Below are 17,364 nucleotides of genomic sequence, written 5' to 3'. Positions count from 1 at the left end.
CGTGGACAAGACCGGCACCCTGACGGAAGGCCGGCCGAAGGTCACCGCGATCAGGACGCAAGACGGATTCGGAGAAAATGAACTCCTGCGCCTGCTCGCCAGCCTGGAACAAGGCAGCGAACACCCTCTCGCTGCCGCCATCGTGGCCGCCGCCAGGGAGCGGTCGCTCGATCTGATGCCGACCAGCGACTTCGATTCTCCTACCGGCAAGGGCGTGCTGGGCACTGTCGATGGACGAAAGCTGGTGGTGGGCAATGCCCGGTTCCTCGGCGAACACGATATCAAAACGGGTGCCCTTGAAGAGATCGCCGACGCTCTGCGTCAGGACGGTGCGACCGCAATTCTGGCGGCGGTCGATGGCAAGCCTGCCGGAGTAATTGCGATTGCCGATCCGGTGAAGGACACCACGCCCGCAGCCATCAAGGCGCTGCATGCCGATGGCATCTCTGTGGTGATGCTGACAGGGGATAACAGGACGACGGCACAGGCGGTTGCCAGGAAGCTTGGCATCGACCGGGTTGAGGCCGAGGTGCTGCCCGACCAGAAGGCGGCGGTGGTGAAGAAGCTGCGCGAAGAGGGGCGGGTGGTCGCGATGGCCGGCGATGGCGTGAACGATGCCCCGGCACTGGCTGCGGCGGATGTCGGCATCGCCATGGGCACGGGCACCGATGTCGCCATCGAGAGCGCCGGGGTGACCCTGCTGCGCGGCGATCTGTTGGGCATCGTCAGGGCGCGGCGCCTGTCCGAGGCGACGATGCGGAACATCCGGCAGAATCTGTTTTTCGCCTTCATCTACAATGCGGCTGGCGTGCCGGTGGCGGCCGGTATCCTCTACCCGTTCCTGGGCATCCTGCTGTCGCCGATCTTCGCCGCCGCCGCCATGGCGCTGTCCTCGGTAAGCGTCATCGGCAATGCCTTGCGGCTGCGCGCGGTAAGGCTGCGTGATTGAGGAGAGGTACGATGGCAGTGCTGCAATCGACGCTTACCTGTCCGGAATGCGGGCATGCCGCAATGGAAGTGATGCCGGAAAATTCCTGCCTGTATTTCTACGAGTGTAAGGGGTGCAAAAGCTTGCTCCGGCCTCTCGCCGGCGATTGCTGCGTGTTCTGCTCCTACGGCGATGTGCCCTGTCCACCGCTCCAGAATGCGCGAGACTGCGGCAATGCAGACGGATGTTGTTCCTCGGATGGCGGTTGATCTGCATCAATGTGCCGGCGCTGGATCGCGGGCAAGATGTCATCGCTGAAAACGGATAGGCGTGACAGCATGAAACGCGGCTTTGCAGATATTGTGCGGATGGCGGCCCTGTGCTGCCTGTTGCTGCTTTCCGCACCGGACGCCTTCGCTGCTGCAAGCGCCCAGGGCCATGATTTTCAGCAGGCCACGCACTCTGTCGTGGCGGCGGATATGGTTAGCGCGGCGACTGCTGCGCATCCCTGTGAAAGGGCCACGAACTCTGGCCTTCTCGACTGCGGATGCGTTCAGCTCTGTCTGGCATCTGGCGTGCTTCCGACTGTGCTGCGCATCGATGATGCCGGGAAGACAGGCGTTCTTTCCGCCAGACCCTACCGGCTCGCCCGCACGGGTTACTCCCCCGCCAAGCACCCTCCGAGGTTGCCCGCTCCCGTCTGATGGTGCCTCGCGTCTGTCGCGAGGCCACGCCGCCCTCGTTACGCGGACGGTGTTCCCCTCATCGACAGGCGAGCAAGCATATGAAGACGAACCAAACAGGCTTTCTGAATACGCCGGCAGGCTATGCGGTCTGCCTCATGCTGGCGGCGCTGGCGATCTTTCTGTGGGCCGAATACCGGCTCCAGGTCGCCGAAGCGCTGCCTCTCTTCCTGCCTCTGCTGATCTGCATCGGCCTGCATGTCTTCATGCATCGGGGCCATGGCGGTCATGGCAATGGCAAATGAACGACCTCTGGAAAGGAATAAGATCATGATGAAGTTGATCCGCCCCATCCTCATCGGCGCGACTTCGATGGCGCTTCTGTTGGCGATACATGGCACGGACATGGCTCCAAGCGCCTGGGCGCAAACCATGGGAAGTGGGCCGGGAAACCAGACAGATTCTACTGTTCCGGGCCAGCGCATGCCAGGCTCCGGTATGGGGCAGGGCATGGGGCCGGGTATTGGCGCTGGCCCCGGGATGATGCAGGGGCAAGGCATGCCGGGTGGCTGGCCCGGCGGCTGGATGCAACAGCCCCCAGGCGGGCCGGATAGCGATCGTTTTCCGGGGGCGATGCCGATGATGCGGGGATGGGGTAATGGATACGCCATGCCCGGTCCGATGATGCAGGGCTATGGGGCGACGGGGCCTGGGATGATGCATCCCGGTATGACGGGCCAGGGCATGACGGGCCAGGGCATGATCTATGGCATGCCCGGCCGCTACGACCAGGAGATCAAGCCTGATCAGGTCAGGGAGATGCTGCAGCGCCGCCTCGACTGGCATGGCAATCCGCGGCTGAAGCTCGGCGAGATCAAGCCCACCGAGCATGGCGAAATCCTGGCCGATATCGTCACCCAGGAGGGCTCGCTGGTCCAACGTCTGGCAATCGACCGCCGGACCGGCGCCCTGCGCCAGGTCGATTGAAGGGAGGATATAATGTGGCAGAACTGGCATCAGCCCGGTGCGATGATGGGCTATGACGGTGGCGGATGGTTCTGGGGAATGGCCTTCCACGGCTTCTCGGCCATCCTGTTCATCGCCGTGCTGGCGGTGGTCCTCTCCCCGCTGTTTCGATGGCTGGGGGCAGGGCACCAGACGCACGCAACGACGCAGTCCGGCGGTAGTGCGCTAGACATCCTCAAGGCACGCTATGCGCGCGGGGAGATCGACCGCGACGATTATCTGCAGCGAAAAGCCGATCTGTCCTGACCGCTCCGTGACGACAAGCGACGGCCCGTGGCCCAGGCGGTTTCACTTGGGTCACGGGCCTGTCTGTTTCCCACAAATCACTGTGGCCAGACTGGGTGATGATCGTCGATCACCAGTTCGTGGCTGTGCTGCAGCGGTGCGTGCCGGTGCGGGTGGCTGTACGGCTCCGGCCCTTCCCAGTCTTCATGCTCATGCTGGTGGTGCGCGTCATGGGTATGCGGATGGGTGTGCGCCTGTTCGGGATGATCGTGCGGCAGCACGCCGGGATCGCCCGCCGGCCAGACCAGCGCGGCGATCATTGTTCCCACCGCCGCGATCGCTGCCAGAACATAGAAGGTAGCCTCCAGCCCGAGCATCGCACCAAGCCAGCCGGCCAGCGGATAGGTCAGCAGCCAGCAGGCATGCGACAGGGCGAACTGCGCGGCGAACAGGGCCGGCCGTGCCGCGCCAGGTCGTCGATCATCCATTGGCCACAGACCGGGTGCTGCGCTGCATGGTGCAGAATGTGCAGCCGCACCAGACCGGACAGCAGGTCATGATGGTCCATGCGCTCAGGTTCTTTGCGGCAGGAGGATTACTGCTGCACCGAAGACGCAGATAGCCGCCCCGGCGACATCCCATCGGTCAGGCGGGGAGGGGGGCTCGACCAGCCACATCCACAGCATGGAGCTCGCGATATAGACCCCGCCGTAGGCGGCATAGGCGCCCCCCGCTAGCGTGCTGTCGGCCCGCGTCAGGATCCAGGCGAACAGCGCGAGGCTGGCAAGGCCCGGGATCAGCCAGAGTGCTGACTTGTCCAGCCGCGCCCAAGCCTAGAATGCGAAGCACCCTGCGATCTCCGCGAACGCCGCGATCAGATACCAGACGAAAGTCATGCGCGGTTCTCCGTGCGGCGACGCGACAATTCGCGATAGAGGGCTTCGCGCCAGACGCCGAGTTCGGCGACCACCTCTTGCCAGCGGCCCTTTTCCGGCAGGCTGGGGCCTTCGGTGAGCCAGGCATCGAGACGATCCTCGACTCGCGGCTGTAATCGGATCTCGGCTCTGAGGCGCGCCGCCTGAGCCGCGCTAGGTTTCTAGTCCAGAGTTCAGCAAGGTCGGGGTCCGATCTCAGTCGCGCCAGAGGAACACCGTGCGCGGTAGGAGCGCCGCTAGGCGGGGCTCCGGCACCACCGCATCGCAATGGTAGGAGTCCGACCAGGCGGACGCCTCCGCGAGGATATGCCCGGGCCCGGCGCGCTGCAGGATCATCTTCAGCCCATGGCCCGTGTGACGGACCAGCTCGGCCTGCCGGGCCCGGAGCAGGATCATCGACACCACCGGGTCGCCGGCGCGGAACAGCAGGTCTCCAGCGGCGAATTCGCGCGCGACCGCGTCAGCGAAGAGAGGCTCGAACAGGTCGAACATGATCGCAATCATATGCAACGCTGCCGCCAGATGCGAGAGAGGAAAGAAAACCAAAAGAAAACCATAGGAGTTTCCCGATGATCCGTCTCGCGCTCCTTGTATCGTTCTGGCCATTCCCGTCAGTGCGGTTGCCCAGCATCAGGGCCATTCCCTCTATGCTGGGATGGAAGGCCGCGAGATCAAGAGCCTATCTGCCGAGGACATCAAGGATTTGCGCGCAGGCCGCGGCTGGAGCCTTGCCCTAGCGGCCGAGTTGAACGGCGTGCCGGGCCCGGCGCATCTTCTGGAACTGAAGGACGGGATCGGTCTTTCGCCAGACCAGGTCTTGACGATCGAGGCGATCTTCGCCGCCATGCAGGCCGAAGCACAGGCAGCGGGCGAGCGCCTCATCGCGGCCGAGGCGGCCATTGAGGCGGCCTTCCGCGCGGACGATCCGACGCCCGATGCGCTGCGAGCCCTGACCGACGCTACCGCCGAAGCCTGGGCCGACTTGCGCTTCATTTACGTGTCGCGCCATCTCGAGACGCCGCTGCTGCTGACGGTTGAGCAAATCGCCCGCTACAACGAATTACGTGGCTAAGACGGCGCCGACTCCTGCGATGCAGTGCCTGAGGGCCACGACACTGAAATGTGGCGGCGCCACAATGACTGCAGGAACTGAACGTACTCTGGCATATCCGAGACGCCAGAAGAACCATAACCGGGGTATGCAAGCGCGAGATTACCGGACGTCTATCAATTGGAGAACGCTGGATCCCGGTCCTGCCCCCTTTCCGAGAAGCCGCAAGCTTGAGAAGAATGAAGTCAGGTTGGGGCCGCCTCTTGATCTCCGCCGATTACGTGAAGACAGTCCGGAAGCTGCGCATTACGGACGGGTGATGCGCAGCGACATTCTTGCCGGGTATATGCGTCAATCATATAAAATTGACCAACTCTGCACCATGCCTACTGCGCGAGATTGTCCGATATCTTAATAACGCTTACAGCGTAAAAAATGATCACCAGCAGAATTAAGGCAAAAAATATCGCCCAATTGCGTTGGGACAGCCCTTTCGATTTTCTACTCATACTTTATGCTCCGTTTGCTGGACCGACAATTATTCGTGAGGCGGTCAAGTGTTTGACTTCTCTGGGGTTGTTGGCTGAGGCTATTGGTTGCGCTCGTACCAGCGCGGCAAGCGGGTCGATTGGACGCCCGTCGAGCCGCACCTCATAGTGAAGATTTGGCCCAGTCGCCGTGCCGCTGGCTCCGACAGTCCCGATGACCTGGTCGGCTTGAACCCATGCCTGTTTCGAGAGGCCTTTGGCAAAGCTCGATAAATGGGCATAACGGGTCGTAACGCCATTTCCGTGATCTATGTCGATGACACGGCCATAGCCCCGCAACCGACCAAGGAATGATATCCGGCCAGCAGCCGTGCTGGAAATCGGTGTGCCTGCCGGCGCCTCATAGTCCACCCCGGTATGCAGGCGTACGCTTCCGTAAACTGGATGCTTTCTTCGTCCGAAGACCGAGGACAGTCTCGCTCCTTCGACCGGCGCCCGGATTCTCTGCACGAGATCGCCGTCACGATAAAGTGCTGCGGTGCTATCCTCGTCCAGTATGAGGAGTTCCAGCACACTCTGTTTTGTTGCTAATCTCGCATAGGACAGTTTCGGCTCGCCGACAGCGATTCCCTTCTCATCGATGCTCTCGCTCCAGATGATGGCGATTTCGTTACCGCTTCGCAGATCGCGGCGGAAGTCATAGAGATTTGAAAAAAAGGCAGCCAATTCCACTGCAAAGCGTTCCGGCGCATCTATCCTGTTCAGCGTTTCAGAGAGGCTATTCTCAATTTTCGCTTTAGCTACGTGTTCGATGCTGCTCAGTTCGGGCTCGACCAGGATGGTTTGTGCACCCTTAGAGAAGACAACGTCTAGGCGCACGCCGAGGCGCGTCGTCAACGAAATTCTCTTCACTGCACTCTTGTCATTCCAAGGAGATCGCACAGTCAATATATCGCCAGGGCGCAGTTCAGTCGGGTCGAACTCGGCGACAATGGCTAGAACTGCTTCTCGTTGAACGGCCCTATCAACACCACTGCGACCCAACATTGTTCCCAGCGTATCACCCGGCTTGGCAATGATTGATCGTTCCTCCGCTTCGGCGGCGGGTGATTTGGTATGGGGTTGGGACCAAGACAAGGATGGAAAGCCCATCCCCCACATGGCTAGCAATCCAACAAAAGTCATCGCCTGGAAGATGGGGCGGCCAATCTGCCCCGATACCGGGATAGAATTCACAGCTCAAAGAACCTTCTTGATCTTTGGGACGGCGATTTCACGTGCTTCGTGATAATCGATAGTCGACTGGAAATTGCCCGCCGCATCGAACAGGAGGACCGTGGCGGTATGATTCATTGTATAACCTCCCTCGGTCTTAACCTTGTCGTAGAAGACCCCAAAGAAATCGGCCGTCTTCTTGATGTCGTCGGGTGTGCCCGTATAGCCGACAATGGACGGGTGGAACATGTCTAGGTATTCAGACATGGTCTCCACGGTATCACGTTCAGGGTCTACAGTGACGAAGGCGACATTCATATCCTGTGCGTCCTCACCCAAGACTTCGAGCCAGCCAGTAATGTCAGAAAGTGTGGTAGGGCAAACATCTGGACAGTAGGTGAAGCCGAAGAACAGAAGGGTCGGACGCCCCACCCAGTTTGCCGGACTAATACGCCGGCCCTCATGGTCGGTTAGCGTCATTGCGGCCTGCGCGAGAGGTGGCGGACCGGCGGCCTTGGGAAGCCGGGGTGTAATGGCCCCAGGGCCATCGACCTGCCACCAGCCAGCGAACAGGGTCACGGCCAGCAGCGCGGCAAGACCGGCCAGGCCTAGCAGCAACCTGCGCTTGTTCACTTCTCCGGTGCCATTGCGCCGACGCTATGGATAGGTACGTCGAGCGTTAGCTTTCCAGCCCTTTCGAAAGTCAGTGTGAGCGGGAAGTCGGCGCCCTTCTCAAGCGGCTGCCGTAGCTTCATTAGCATGACATGCAGCCCACCTGGCGCCAGCGTCACGGTTTCGCCTGGTCCAATGGGCAGCGGACTGACGGATGACATGGAAACTACACCATCTTTCATCTCGACCTTGTGGACTTCGGCCATGCCGGAGAGAGGCGATTCCACACCGATCAGCTGATCCGCTGCGCTTCCTTCGTTACGTATCATCATATAAGCCGCTGCTGGTCGAGAGGTGCCGATAGAGGCGCGCGCCCATGGAGTCTCCACCGTAATATCGCCGGCTTGCGCGGTTTCCGCCGTGCCGGGCCTGGCGTAAAGGAGGCCAACAATTAGGGCGAGGGCAATAAACAGCCCTTTCGCTACAATCTTCATAATCTTTCCTTTAGGTCTTCAATGATTTCCGCCGCCGGTGTCCCATAGGCAAACAGGCGGACGAACCTGCCTTTCGGGTCCAATAGATACAGGGCCGAGCTGTGCGACATGGTGTAGCCATCGTGAGCCCCTCTCTCGGGCTGCATCTCGTAATAGGCAGAAAAGGCCCGGGCCGCTTTGGCGACGGCCCCCGGTTCTCCGGTAAGACCAACCAGCGCCGGATGGAACGCCGTGACATACTCGGCCATTGCCGACGGAGAATCACGTTCCGGATCGACGGAGATAAAGAGCGGTTGAACGTTGCGCGCGACATCGCCCAGCCCGTCGATCACCGTTGCCACCTCGGCCAGGGTGGTCGGGCAGATATCAGGACAATGGGTGAAACCGAAGAAAACGAGTTGCCATTTCCCCAGATAACGGTCTTCCGTTACCGTCTCGCCCGTGTGGCTGGTTAGAGAGTAGTCTGCACGAATGGTATCCAATGCAGGTTGGCTGGCCTCTTCTTGAAAAGCCCCCCTCCAGGCGTAGAGCCCAATAAAACCCATTCCGGCAAGCGCTACCATGATCCACAGAAAGATACGCAACCTAGCCAAGAGCCTGAACCTCCGAGGCCACTGCTTCTAACAATTGTTCCGAGCCGAAAGAAGGAAGTGGCTTGCCATTGATGAAGAAAGTGGGCGTTTGCCTAATTCCAAGCGCTGCGACGTCGGCCGCATCCTGATTAAGCCGCGCAACCAGCCCTGGCAGCATTCGCTCCCGCCGCGCACGGTCAACATCCAGACCGGCTCGTGCGGCGGCATCCCAGGCGATATTCAGGCGAGGTTGGTCATGCGCCGCCCAGGCTGGCTGCGCTTCAAGCACCGCTTCGAGCACCGCTTCAAACATATCCTGCAGGCGCGCGGCTTCTAGCATGCTCACCACTTCGTCAGAACCTTGGTGGAAGGTCGCATATCGCAATATGACGCGAACTTGCTGTGGGTAGGTGCCGAGTATGCGCTTAACGATAGGGTGGAACGCCCGGCACGCTTCGCAGGCTGGATCGAAAAATTCGACAACGGTGACTGGTGTATCCTTTCGACCCAGCACTGGCGAATAATCGCGGACAAGAGAGCTGCCGGGCGGCAAAGAAAGAGGCGTCGATTTCTGCTCCTGCTGCCGCCTCGCGAGCAGCGCGGCCGCGGCGAAGCCGCCCAGCGAAGCGGCGGCGACGCCAAGTACCAAAGTGCGGCGAGTGATCATTGGCTTTTCCTCTTTCCAGCAAGGAGCAACACAGAGATGGCGAGAAAAGCTCCCAACGACAACATGGGCAAGGGCAGTTCCATAAAGGTCATTCCCGCTCCAGTGCAGGAAACGCCCGCCTGGCAAGGCTCTATACTGGTCGGCGGCCAACCGACATAAAGCAGGCTGTGCCAGAGCGCCACGCCGCCGCCTGCGAGCGCAAGCGGCAAGGCATAACAACCAACACCAGCGTCATTCCGCAGGCAGGCGACACCCAAAATCAATGCTAAGGGAAACATAGCGATCCGCTGGTACCAGCAAAGCTGGCAAGGGGTTAGACCGAAAATCTCGCCGATGTAAACGGCGCCCAGTGTTGCCGCCAGCGCGATTAGCCATGCGCCGAACAGACACGACCAACCGATACTGCCTATTGGTCTGTCTTTGGGCGTCGTCATTGTCCCTCAGTCCTTTCGGAACGCAATGCCTGGGCAAACATCATCAATGCGCCCGCAACGATGAAGACGTCAGCACCGTTGAACGTCGGCCAATGCCAATCGCCCCAATGGAAATCAATGAAGTCAGTCACCGCGCCCTGGCGCCATCGGTCAATGACGTTGCCGAGGGAACCACCGACAATCAGCGCCAGCGCCGAGCGCTCACCTGCCGTGTGGGTTTTCAGCGCCCAAATGAGGATGCTTAGGGTGATGCCGAGCGTCAAAAGAACGAGAAGCAATGGGCGCCCCTCGAAGATGCCGCCGAACATGCCGAAGCTGACCCCTGTATTGAAGCCGACGACAATATTAAGGAAATTGGTGATCTCAATAACGCGCGCTTGTCCAGCGAGCTTGGTCAACACCAGCCATTTCGTTGCCTGGTCGACCAACAGCGCAAAGGCCGCGATGGTCGCGACGATGCTTACCCGCTTGAGCATTCTTCCCCTCCGGTTCTGGTTGCGGGCTGTCTTGAGGTAATCCGAGGAGGAGGTTAGTATCTCTAGTCACTAGAGTTACAAGAGGGTGTTTACATGTATTCCATCGGCCAGGTCGCCTTGGAGACTGGGGTGAAAGTTCCAACCATCCGCTATTACGAGCAGATCGGCTTGCTTCCCGAACCGCATAGAAGCGCTGGCCGACAGCGGCTTTACCCGCTCCGAACCGTTGAACGCCTGGCTTTTATACGACATGCCCGGCAATTAGGTTTCTCCTTGCCCGCGATCCGTGACCTGCTGAGCCTGTCGGATCAACCTGATCGTCCCTGCGAAGCAGCTGACGCTATCGCCGTCGAACAACTCGACCAAGTCGAACAGCGTCTAAGACAGCTTCAAGCACTGAAACAGGAACTATCCCGTATGATCGCCCAATGCCGAGGCGGCAGTATTTCCGAGTGTCGGATCATTGAGGTGTTAAGCGATCACTCACAGTGCGCGGCGGAAAGTCATGCAGCCCCAGGCGACCGATTTTGAAACGTTGAGCGGTAAGGTTCAGACGATCCAGAAGTTAGAGTAACGGCGCTGACCTTCTCCCCGTTATGTCCGCGTTTATAAGTTAGCTCCGCTCATGTTGTGATCCTCTCGGGACCGGGTTGCAAATTCGTGGGGTGTGAGCCCTTGGAGGCTCGTATGGGGTCGGTTGAGGTTATAGTCGACCCGCCTGTCTTCGATGATCGCGCGTGCGTGCCGATAGCTGACGAACAGATGCTCGTTGAGGCACTCGTCGCGCAGCCGGCCATTGGAGCTTTCGACGGAGCCGTTCTGCTTTGGCTTACTCGGTGCAATATAGTCCATGCGACGGTGCGATCCTGCTGCCATCGGAGCATGGCGTTGGCGGTCAGCTCATTGCCATTATCGCTAACGATCATGCAGGGATATTCCCGTGTCCGCGCGAATTCGTCCGAGAGCCAGCATGAGTCCTTAGTGTATTGTCTCCATCGGCTTACAGGGAGGAACATTAGCGCTTCAAAGCTTGTGGGGGGCAAAGCCTTCGGAGCCGCCTACCGGGACGTGGAACGCGGGCTGTTGTGGGTTCCGGCACAAGCCCTTGGAGTCACCCGACCGTCGCCAGTATCGGAAAAGCATCCAGCAGCCAGTAGGACAGCGCCGAAAGCTGCCCAGTAACCATGGCGACGCCCATTGCCACCATGAGCAGCCCGGCGATCTGATGCAGCCGGCGTCCAATGCGTCCGATCGCCCGCAGGCGCCAGATCAGACGGTCGGTGAAGGCGGCAGCGAGCACGAACGGCACACCAAGCCCGGCCGAGTAAATGGCAAGCAGCACAACCCCCTCACCAACCGTTGCCGTGGCCGCGCTCGCCGTGAGAATGGCGCCAAGGATTGGCCCGATACAGGGCGTCCAGCCGAAGCCAAAGGCGAGCCCTATGACATAGGCTGATAGCGGCTGGCCTGCGGTGATGGACAAATGAAAGCGGGCCTCGCGCTGCATCATGGCGATCCGTACCATACCGATCATGAACAGGCCGAACAGGATGATGATACCACCACCGACGAGGTTCAGTTCGTAGCGATAGCTCAGAAGCATCTGACCGAGCGCCGTCGCGCTTGCTCCCAGGATCATAAAGATGGTCGAGAAACCCAGCACAAAATACAGGCTCATGACGATGGCTTGGCGGCGGCCGTTGGCATCGCGGTCGTTTCCGCTGGCTGTTTGTCCTGCGACGTAAGAGACATAACCCGGCACCAGCGGGAGGACACAGGGGGAAACGAAAGAGATTGTGCCGGCTACGAAAGCGGCGGCAATACCGATGCCCGACAGCTCAAACATTGGTACTAGCCGCCATTCGGCTCTGTCCGGGACGTCTTTTGGTCGCGAACCAGAATGCCGCCAGGGGAATGATGATCCATTGCAGCATCGGACTGAGCCCGGCATCGATGCCAGGGATAACCGGCATCAAATCCCGATAGGCCCATGCCTGCCGCACCTCGATATTGAGCCATTCGCTGAACACCGTGTAGCCAAGCCCGAGCGCCACCGTCAGCACGACGACCCGGCCTGTTCGTACGGTTGGCCAGGCCGGAGTGCCGACGGAAAACAGTGCCAGCATGACCGCGCTCAGCGCGATCAAGATGTCGCCGCCCGTGCAATGCACGGCGGCGAACACGATCTCACTCGCCGACCCTGTTTCCCACAGCGTATAGAGCGGCATGTGAGCGAACTCCCAGACGAGGTTCGCGGCGGCGACAAAGATGATGTATCGCCGCAGCGCCGAAAGCCATTCGACGGGACCTGCGGCGCGAACAGGCTCTTCGCTTGAATGCGCTGCCGTCATCGGAATAGCTCCTTGACGCTGTCCCACCAGCCCGTCTCCGCCGGCCTCGACGGGCGAGAGGGGGCGTTGGTCAGGCCGTTGATGTAAAGCACCAGGTTCAGGGGCTCGAAGCGCAGGCCATGGAACTTGGCGGCGAACCGCCCGTCACGGTCGATCACATGCGTGACGACGCCATGCATCTGCTGGCCGTCATCAAGCGGCTCGAACTTGACGTTATAGGTCTCCGAGAGGGTTCGCGTCGCGTCCTCGGTATCGCCTGGGCGTCGGGTGAGAAACATCCAGTTGTTCGGGGCGAGGCCATGCGCCTCGCCATAGCTCCTCATGACATCGGGCGTATCTACCTCGGGATCGGTCGTCACCGTGATGAACTGGACCATGTCCTTCATCGGCGTGACGTTGATCTTCGACTGAACGTCCGCGATCAGGGCGGAGTGCAGCGGGCAGACATCGGCGCAGCCTGCGAAGATGAAGTTGAGCACAACGATCCTGTCGGTGAAGTCTGACAAGCGAACCACTTTCCCATCAGCATCGGCCAGTTCGAACGGCGGCACCGGGCTGTCAATGGCCTGAAAGAACTGTTCCTTGCTGCCCATGACCTTGTCGAGGTCGGCGCCGGGATGATGCGCCGCAGCCGGCATAGCATAGGCAAGCATGGCAATCAGCAATGCGGTCAGTCGTGCAAAATGCATGTCGTCTCCCTGAAATATCCGCCCGTTCGGCGCTGGCTGTCTGCGCTGTCATTCCCGGCGGCTGTGTGACTGAGGCCCGACGCCTGCCTTGCCGTGGGTTGAGCATGACTTTGTTCCGCCGCCGCGCATGCAGAGGCCTAGCGCGCACATGGCGGCGCAGGGGGCGAGGCTGAGCAGGATCGGCGCGACGCCCACAGCCGTCAGCCAGCCCCAGTTGAGGGCAAGCCCGGCGCCCAGGACTCCGGTGCCTGCAACCAAGACGATCCGGCGAGGCGTCATCCAGGGCGGCCTTGCCGATGACGGTATCGGACGGGAATCTTCCATGGCTTTCTGTTCACCAATCATTGTCTTGGTTCCTTTCCTGTATGTTCGGCAATGACGCTCTCGAAGTAGGCGACCATCTCCGCCGTGTCCCATACGGCCGGTCCGATCAGCCGGCCGAGTTCCCGACCGTCCGGCCCGATGAGCAGTGTCGCCGGGAGGCCGAATATTTTGAGGTCACGCGATACCTTCATTGTCTCGTCGATGAAGATGCCTAGATGCCGGATGCGGATCTCATCGAAGAACCGGCGGACGACACCGGCGCCAGCACGGTCTATCGACAGCGTCACGACCTGGAAGCGCTCGCTGCCGAGCGTTGCCTGAAGCCGGTCCAGTGTCGGCATTTCATGACGGCAGGGGGCGCACCAGGTGGCCCAGACGTTAAGAAGGACGACCTTGCCGCGCCAGCGGTCGAGCGTGAGGGGGGTGCCGTGTTCGTCTGCAAACGAGATCGCGGGGAGCGGCACCGGCGTGTCGTGCTGCGGGACGGCATTCGGCCCTTCCGCCATCGCGGCGGTCGAGAATACCAGCCCCAGCACGAACCCGAACGCGGGCAAGGAATTCATCAGCTTGCCTCCTTTTCGCGGCTCATCGTGGCCTGGTGCTGCCGCTCGCGCTCGGGCCAGGTGCTCTTGATGAAGTCCAGGACCGCACGGATGTCGTCGTCGGAGAGCACCTCGTTGAAGCCAGGCATGTCGCTCTCGTAGCTGCCACCGACGACGACGGCAGGCCCTTCTTTGGTGATGCGGAACAGCACGTCATCGGGGTGATGCCAGGTGTGCCCGGACGCGTCATGAGGCGGTGCGGGTAAGCGACCGGACGGCAGGCGACGCTTCCAGTCCGGCTGGCCTTCGAGCTTCGCGCCATGGCAGGAGGCGCAGTTGGTGGCGTAGATATCCGCTCCGCGTTCGAGCTGTTCGGCAGTCCGCACGACCGAGCCGCTCTGGCCAAGTCCGACCCAGAGCAGCCCGGCCACGACGCATCCGCCGAGCAGTATCGCGGCGCCGAGACCGGCGCGCTTCATCGACGGCTACCTCCGAAAAGATTTTTTACCAGCGCCGCGATTCCGAGGATGAGTAGGACGATCACGAGCAGCCATATGAGGCCCATGCCCCACATCATCATGCCGCCCATGCCTTCCATCATGCCCATACCCATGCCGGTCGGTGCGTTATTCATTGGAAGCTCTCCTTATTCGACCGCGTAGATGGAAGGCTTGTCTTCGCCCACGGTGTAGATCGTGAAGGCCTCGGTCTTGGTACCACTCATGCCGGGCGAGCCCATCGGCATGCCGGGCAGGGTTACACCTTTGATGTTGGGCCGATCGCTCAACAGCCGGTTGACCATCGTGACGGGCACATGGCCACTCACCACATAGCCGTCGATCAAGGCGAGGTGGCAGCCCTGGAAGTCGTCCGGAATGCCGGCTTCGCGGCTCATGGTGACGAGCTCGTGGGTCGGCTTGACGGTGACGGTGAAGCCGTTGTCGCGCAGATAGTCGGCGTAGGCTTCGCAGCAGTCGCATTGCGGGTTCTTGTAGAGGGTCACCTCCTCGGCGATCGCAAAAGATATGTTCGTGAAATAAACACCCACACCCAGCACAACGGTCGCGAAGGCGGCGGCAATGGGGTTACGCATGGTGGCTCTCCTTGATTCCGTGGATCAGGCAACGCGGATGACACCCATCATCCCGCCCGCCTGGTGTTCGAGGATGTGGCAGTGGAACATCCAATCGCCGGGATTGTCGGCGACGAAGGCGATCTCGACCCTTTCCCTCGGTGCGATCAGCACCGTGTCCTGCCATTCGCGGTGACGTGTCGGTTCGCCGTTGCGCGAGATCACGCGGAAGGAATGGCCGTGCAGGTGGATCGGGTGGTGCCAGGCCGTCGCATTGGTCATGGCGATCACATGGCTGCCATCGCGTTCGAGGGTCAGCATCGGGTCGAGGACATGGCCTTCAGCGGCCTTGCCATTCACGAACCAGATGCCCTGCCTGTGCATCATCCCCATCATGCCGCCGCCCATGCCAGCCCGGCTGCCTTCGCCCATGCTGCCGCCCATCTCTGCCATTACCATTCCGCCCATCATACCGCCGTTGAAGATCACCTCATGGCGATGCGCTCCGGCGAGATCGGGTTCGGGCAAAGGATTGGCGGGCAGGGAAACGGGCCAGTCGGGCGTGGTGTCCCTAAGCGGCGTCTCATCGTAGGCGAGGTCGACCAGTCGGTATTCGAGATTCCGGTAGAACCGTTCGATAACCGAGACGCGGCTGCCCGGCCTGCCGGTCATGTCGAGCATGATGTCGGCCCGCATGGCAGGCCCGAGCACGACGAGACCGCCGGCGGGCGCATGCGGCGTTATCGGCTGGCCGTCGAGCGCGATGACTGTCGGTATGTGGCCCTGGAAGTCGAGGCCAAAAATGCGCGCGTTTGCGGCATTGATAAGCCTTAACCGGATACGCTCGCCGTTGCGCACCGGAAGCACGTCCGGCACGCGGCCGTTGATGGTCACGGTGTTGCCGACCCGGCCATTATGACTCATGTCATGGCCGTTGCCGAAATCGTCGCTGATCTCAGCAGACTTTGTGAGCCGCCAGTCGTCGAGTACCCAGACAAGCTCCCGGTCGATTCTTGGCGGTTCGGGCTCTTCGACAATCAGCGGCCCGTAGAGCCCTCGCCCGACCTGCTCGAAACTGCGTTGATGCGGGTGGTACCAGAAGGTACCGGCGTCGACCGCGTCGAACTCGTAGACGAAGCTCCCGCCCGGCGCGATCGGCGGCTGGTTGAGATGCGGGACGCCATCCATGGCGTTCGGCACCCTGAGCCCATGCCAGTGGACGGTGGTCTCTTCGGCGAGGCCATTCTCGACAGCGATACGGAGGCGTTCGCCCTGTCGCACGCGGATTTGTTGCCCAGGGACGGTTCCGTTATAGCACCAGGCTGGCGTCTCGCCGTGCGGCTCCGGTACGAGTCGCACCAGCCCTGGCGCGGCCTTCAATGAAAACTCTCGGACACCCGCCGCCTGTGCAGGTGACGAGAGGAACGCGGGCATTCCGAGGCTGGCTGCGCCAGCCGCGTATGTTTTCAGCAGGGTCCGACGCGACAGCGCCGATTTGATGATTGATGACATCGTTTTGCTCTCATCTGATTTCCGCTTTGCTTCAGATGCGCAGACACAGTCAGCGCATGAATTGAGCAGCGACTACGCGCGATTGCACGGGAAGTGCAACAGGGCGAAGCGGCCGGAGCACACCCCGACCGGCGTCCGATCAGATGAGAGTACGGGGAGGGTAGGGTTCGGGCGGACCTGTCCGGCCGACAAGGTCATAAAAGGCGCTTGCCGACGGGGACATACCGATCACCGCAGGCACACTGACTTCCAGATTAAGATTGGCCAGAATCGGAGCGACGCAGACCATGTCGCAGTCAATCCCGCCATTGTTGTCACCGCTGTCGGAGCCGCAGCCCTGACAGTCGGACATATCCATGGCGCCGGCATCGGCGAGCGCCATCTTGAGAGACATCGTAGTCGCGCTCGTCACGCTCGTAACCGACCCGACCGCGAATGCGGTGAGCGCGGCGAAAACGAAAATCGTTACGAACCTAGTCATGATGAGTTCATAGATCACCGCCGGAGACTTGTCGAGTTCCAAGGTGTCGCAGTTGATTGTGTGCAATGAGCTGAATCGACATTCATCACATCCACAGCTTTGTAGCTGCGAGATCCTGGCCGACATCGTCACCCAGGAGGGCTCGCTGGTCCAGCGCCTGGCAATCGACCGCCGTACCGGCGCCCTGCGCCAGGTCGATTGAAGGGAGGATATCATGTGGCAGAACTGGCATCAGCCCGGTGCGATGATGGGCTATGACGGTGGCGGATGGTTCTGGGGAATGGCCTTCCACGGCCTCTCGGCCATCCTGTTCATCGCTGTGCTGGCGGTGGTGCTCACCCTGCTGTTCCGATGGCTGGGGGCAGGGCATCAGCCGCATTCGGCAACACCGTCTCATAACAGCGCGCTCGACATTCTCAAGGCACGCTATGCACGCGGGGAGATCGACCGCGACGATTATCTGCAGCGAAAAGCGGATATGTCCTGACCGCTCGGTTAAGGCAAATGAAGGCCCGTGACCCAGGTGAATGTGCCTAGGGGGCACGGGCCTTTTTGTTTTCTGTGTTACCGCGGTGAGCTGCCCCCCG

The 17,364-nt window shown here is 60.9% G+C and carries 26 protein-coding genes and 2 pseudogenes; 8 read left to right on the top strand and 20 right to left on the bottom strand.

Annotated features, from left to right (window positions below):
* The 5 genes from P24_RS18390 to P24_RS18370 form a co-directional block, all read left to right on the top strand.
* Positions 1 to 949 (top strand): HAD-IC family P-type ATPase (locus tag P24_RS18390; protein ID WP_040708423.1); only part of this gene is annotated, 949 nt, incomplete at its 5' end.
* Between the two features lie 11 nt (positions 950 to 960).
* The gene (locus P24_RS20655; RefSeq protein ID WP_083859882.1) at positions 961 to 1,197 is read left to right on the top strand and encodes a GDCCVxC domain-containing (seleno)protein; all 237 of its coding nucleotides are present in this window, start codon (positions 961 to 963) and stop codon (positions 1,195 to 1,197) included.
* Between the two features lie 515 nt (positions 1,198 to 1,712).
* The gene (locus P24_RS18380; protein WP_008946256.1) at positions 1,713 to 1,916 is read left to right on the top strand and encodes a DUF2933 domain-containing protein; all 204 of its coding nucleotides are present in this window, start codon (positions 1,713 to 1,715) and stop codon (positions 1,914 to 1,916) included.
* A gap of 25 nt (positions 1,917 to 1,941) precedes the next feature.
* On the top strand, positions 1,942 to 2,598 hold the full coding sequence (locus tag P24_RS20215) for a hypothetical protein (RefSeq protein ID WP_156816379.1): 657 nt from the start codon (positions 1,942 to 1,944) through the stop codon (positions 2,596 to 2,598).
* A 12-nt stretch (positions 2,599 to 2,610) separates the two neighbouring features.
* Positions 2,611 to 2,883, top strand: coding sequence for an SHOCT domain-containing protein (locus tag P24_RS18370; protein WP_008946254.1), 273 nt, complete (start codon positions 2,611 to 2,613; stop codon positions 2,881 to 2,883).
* A gap of 77 nt (positions 2,884 to 2,960) precedes the next feature.
* Here the strand turns inward: P24_RS18370 and P24_RS18365 are convergent, their stop codons facing one another.
* The 3 genes and pseudogenes from P24_RS18365 to P24_RS18360 all read right to left on the bottom strand — a co-directional run bounded on the left by P24_RS18365 (position 2,961) and on the right by P24_RS18360 (position 4,289).
* Positions 2,961 to 3,350, bottom strand: a complete 390-nt coding sequence (locus tag P24_RS18365; RefSeq protein WP_008946253.1) for an MFS transporter — start codon at positions 3,348 to 3,350, stop codon at positions 2,961 to 2,963.
* Between the two features lie 84 nt (positions 3,351 to 3,434).
* Positions 3,435 to 3,758: pseudogene (locus tag P24_RS19925) on the bottom strand (YnfA family protein).
* A 234-nt stretch (positions 3,759 to 3,992) separates the two neighbouring features.
* Positions 3,993 to 4,289 carry a cyclic nucleotide-binding domain-containing protein gene (locus P24_RS18360; protein WP_202802418.1) on the bottom strand — a complete coding sequence of 99 codons (297 nt, stop codon included), beginning with the start codon at positions 4,287 to 4,289 and terminating at the stop codon, positions 3,993 to 3,995.
* A gap of 163 nt (positions 4,290 to 4,452) precedes the next feature.
* Here P24_RS18360 and P24_RS18355 point away from each other — a divergent pair, with 163 nt between their 5' ends.
* A complete protein-coding gene (locus tag P24_RS18355; protein WP_008946251.1) occupies positions 4,453 to 4,869 on the top strand; it encodes a hypothetical protein in 417 nt (138 codons plus the stop codon).
* A gap of 491 nt (positions 4,870 to 5,360) precedes the next feature.
* Here the strand turns inward: P24_RS18355 and P24_RS18350 are convergent, their stop codons facing one another.
* Genes P24_RS18350 through lspA form a run of 7 tightly spaced genes read right to left on the bottom strand, consistent with a single transcriptional unit; the run spans position 5,361 to position 9,806 of the window.
* Positions 5,361 to 6,572, bottom strand: a complete 1,212-nt coding sequence (locus P24_RS18350; RefSeq protein ID WP_083859879.1) for a M23 family metallopeptidase — start codon at positions 6,570 to 6,572, stop codon at positions 5,361 to 5,363.
* A 3-nt stretch (positions 6,573 to 6,575) separates the two neighbouring features.
* A complete protein-coding gene (locus P24_RS18345) occupies positions 6,576 to 7,184 on the bottom strand; it encodes an SCO family protein (RefSeq protein ID WP_008946249.1) in 609 nt (202 codons plus the stop codon).
* Positions 7,181 to 7,657 carry a copper chaperone PCu(A)C gene (locus tag P24_RS18340; protein WP_008946248.1) on the bottom strand — a complete coding sequence of 159 codons (477 nt, stop codon included), beginning with the start codon at positions 7,655 to 7,657 and terminating at the stop codon, positions 7,181 to 7,183. Before P24_RS18340 ends, P24_RS18345 begins: the two co-directional genes overlap by 4 nt.
* Complete coding sequence (locus P24_RS18335) at positions 7,654 to 8,241, bottom strand: SCO family protein (protein WP_202802417.1); 588 nt, start codon at positions 8,239 to 8,241, stop codon at positions 7,654 to 7,656. Before P24_RS18335 ends, P24_RS18340 begins: the two co-directional genes overlap by 4 nt.
* Before the next feature lies 1 nt (position 8,242).
* On the bottom strand, positions 8,243 to 8,896 hold the full coding sequence (locus P24_RS19920) for a DsbA family protein (protein WP_008946246.1): 654 nt from the start codon (positions 8,894 to 8,896) through the stop codon (positions 8,243 to 8,245).
* Positions 8,893 to 9,330: a disulfide bond formation protein B gene (locus tag P24_RS18325; RefSeq protein ID WP_008946245.1), complete on the bottom strand. Its 438-nt coding sequence runs from the start codon at positions 9,328 to 9,330 to the stop codon at positions 8,893 to 8,895. The genes P24_RS19920 and P24_RS18325 overlap by 4 nt, the downstream gene beginning before the upstream one ends.
* Positions 9,327 to 9,806, bottom strand: coding sequence for a signal peptidase II (gene lspA, locus P24_RS18320; RefSeq protein ID WP_008946244.1), 480 nt, complete (start codon positions 9,804 to 9,806; stop codon positions 9,327 to 9,329). The genes P24_RS18325 and lspA overlap by 4 nt, the downstream gene beginning before the upstream one ends.
* Positions 9,807 to 9,899: 93 nt before the next feature.
* Between lspA and P24_RS19915 the strand changes: the two genes are divergently transcribed.
* Positions 9,900 to 10,337 (top strand): MerR family transcriptional regulator, encoded by a 438-nt coding sequence (locus P24_RS19915; RefSeq protein WP_008946243.1) that lies wholly within the window; start codon positions 9,900 to 9,902, stop codon positions 10,335 to 10,337.
* 75 nt (positions 10,338 to 10,412) lie between these two features.
* On the opposite strand, the pseudogene P24_RS18315 reads toward P24_RS19915, so the two are convergent.
* The 10 genes and pseudogenes from P24_RS18315 to P24_RS18270 all read right to left on the bottom strand — a co-directional run.
* Positions 10,413 to 10,747, bottom strand: a pseudogene (locus tag P24_RS18315) (integrase core domain-containing protein); the annotation flags it as partial.
* A 170-nt stretch (positions 10,748 to 10,917) separates the two neighbouring features.
* Entirely contained in the window at positions 10,918 to 11,652 is a 735-nt protein-coding gene (locus tag P24_RS18310) for a cytochrome c biogenesis CcdA family protein (protein WP_008946241.1), read from the bottom strand.
* A complete protein-coding gene (locus tag P24_RS18305; protein ID WP_008946240.1) occupies positions 11,645 to 12,157 on the bottom strand; it encodes a hypothetical protein in 513 nt (170 codons plus the stop codon). The genes P24_RS18310 and P24_RS18305 overlap by 8 nt, the downstream gene beginning before the upstream one ends.
* Positions 12,154 to 12,846, bottom strand: a complete 693-nt coding sequence (locus tag P24_RS18300) for an SCO family protein (protein ID WP_008946239.1) — start codon at positions 12,844 to 12,846, stop codon at positions 12,154 to 12,156. The genes P24_RS18305 and P24_RS18300 overlap by 4 nt, the downstream gene beginning before the upstream one ends.
* 341 nt (positions 12,847 to 13,187) lie before the next feature.
* Positions 13,188 to 13,733, bottom strand: a complete 546-nt coding sequence (locus P24_RS18295) for a TlpA family protein disulfide reductase (protein WP_008946238.1) — start codon at positions 13,731 to 13,733, stop codon at positions 13,188 to 13,190.
* Entirely contained in the window at positions 13,733 to 14,191 is a 459-nt protein-coding gene (locus tag P24_RS18290) for a c-type cytochrome (protein ID WP_008946237.1), read from the bottom strand. Before P24_RS18290 ends, P24_RS18295 begins: the two co-directional genes overlap by 1 nt.
* Positions 14,188 to 14,346, bottom strand: a complete 159-nt coding sequence (locus P24_RS20210) for a hypothetical protein (protein ID WP_156816378.1) — start codon at positions 14,344 to 14,346, stop codon at positions 14,188 to 14,190. The genes P24_RS18290 and P24_RS20210 overlap by 4 nt, the downstream gene beginning before the upstream one ends.
* A gap of 12 nt (positions 14,347 to 14,358) precedes the next feature.
* Entirely contained in the window at positions 14,359 to 14,805 is a 447-nt protein-coding gene (locus P24_RS18285) for a DUF411 domain-containing protein (protein WP_008946236.1), read from the bottom strand.
* 24 nt (positions 14,806 to 14,829) lie between these two features.
* Positions 14,830 to 16,296, bottom strand: a complete 1,467-nt coding sequence (locus tag P24_RS18280) for a multicopper oxidase family protein (protein ID WP_083859877.1) — start codon at positions 16,294 to 16,296, stop codon at positions 14,830 to 14,832.
* A gap of 139 nt (positions 16,297 to 16,435) precedes the next feature.
* A complete protein-coding gene (locus P24_RS18270) occupies positions 16,436 to 16,819 on the bottom strand; it encodes a hypothetical protein (RefSeq protein ID WP_008946233.1) in 384 nt (127 codons plus the stop codon).
* A 172-nt stretch (positions 16,820 to 16,991) separates the two neighbouring features.
* Between P24_RS18270 and P24_RS18265 the strand changes: the two genes are divergently transcribed.
* A complete protein-coding gene (locus P24_RS18265) occupies positions 16,992 to 17,264 on the top strand; it encodes an SHOCT domain-containing protein (RefSeq protein WP_008946232.1) in 273 nt (90 codons plus the stop codon).
* The last annotated feature ends 100 nt before the right edge of the window (positions 17,265 to 17,364 follow it).

It is taken from the genome of Oceanibaculum indicum P24, from assembly GCF_000299935.1.
Lineage (GTDB): Bacteria > Pseudomonadota > Alphaproteobacteria > Oceanibaculales > Oceanibaculaceae > Oceanibaculum > Oceanibaculum indicum.
Note: the sequence above shows the minus strand (reverse complement) of the source record. Positions and strands in the feature narration are given on the sequence as shown.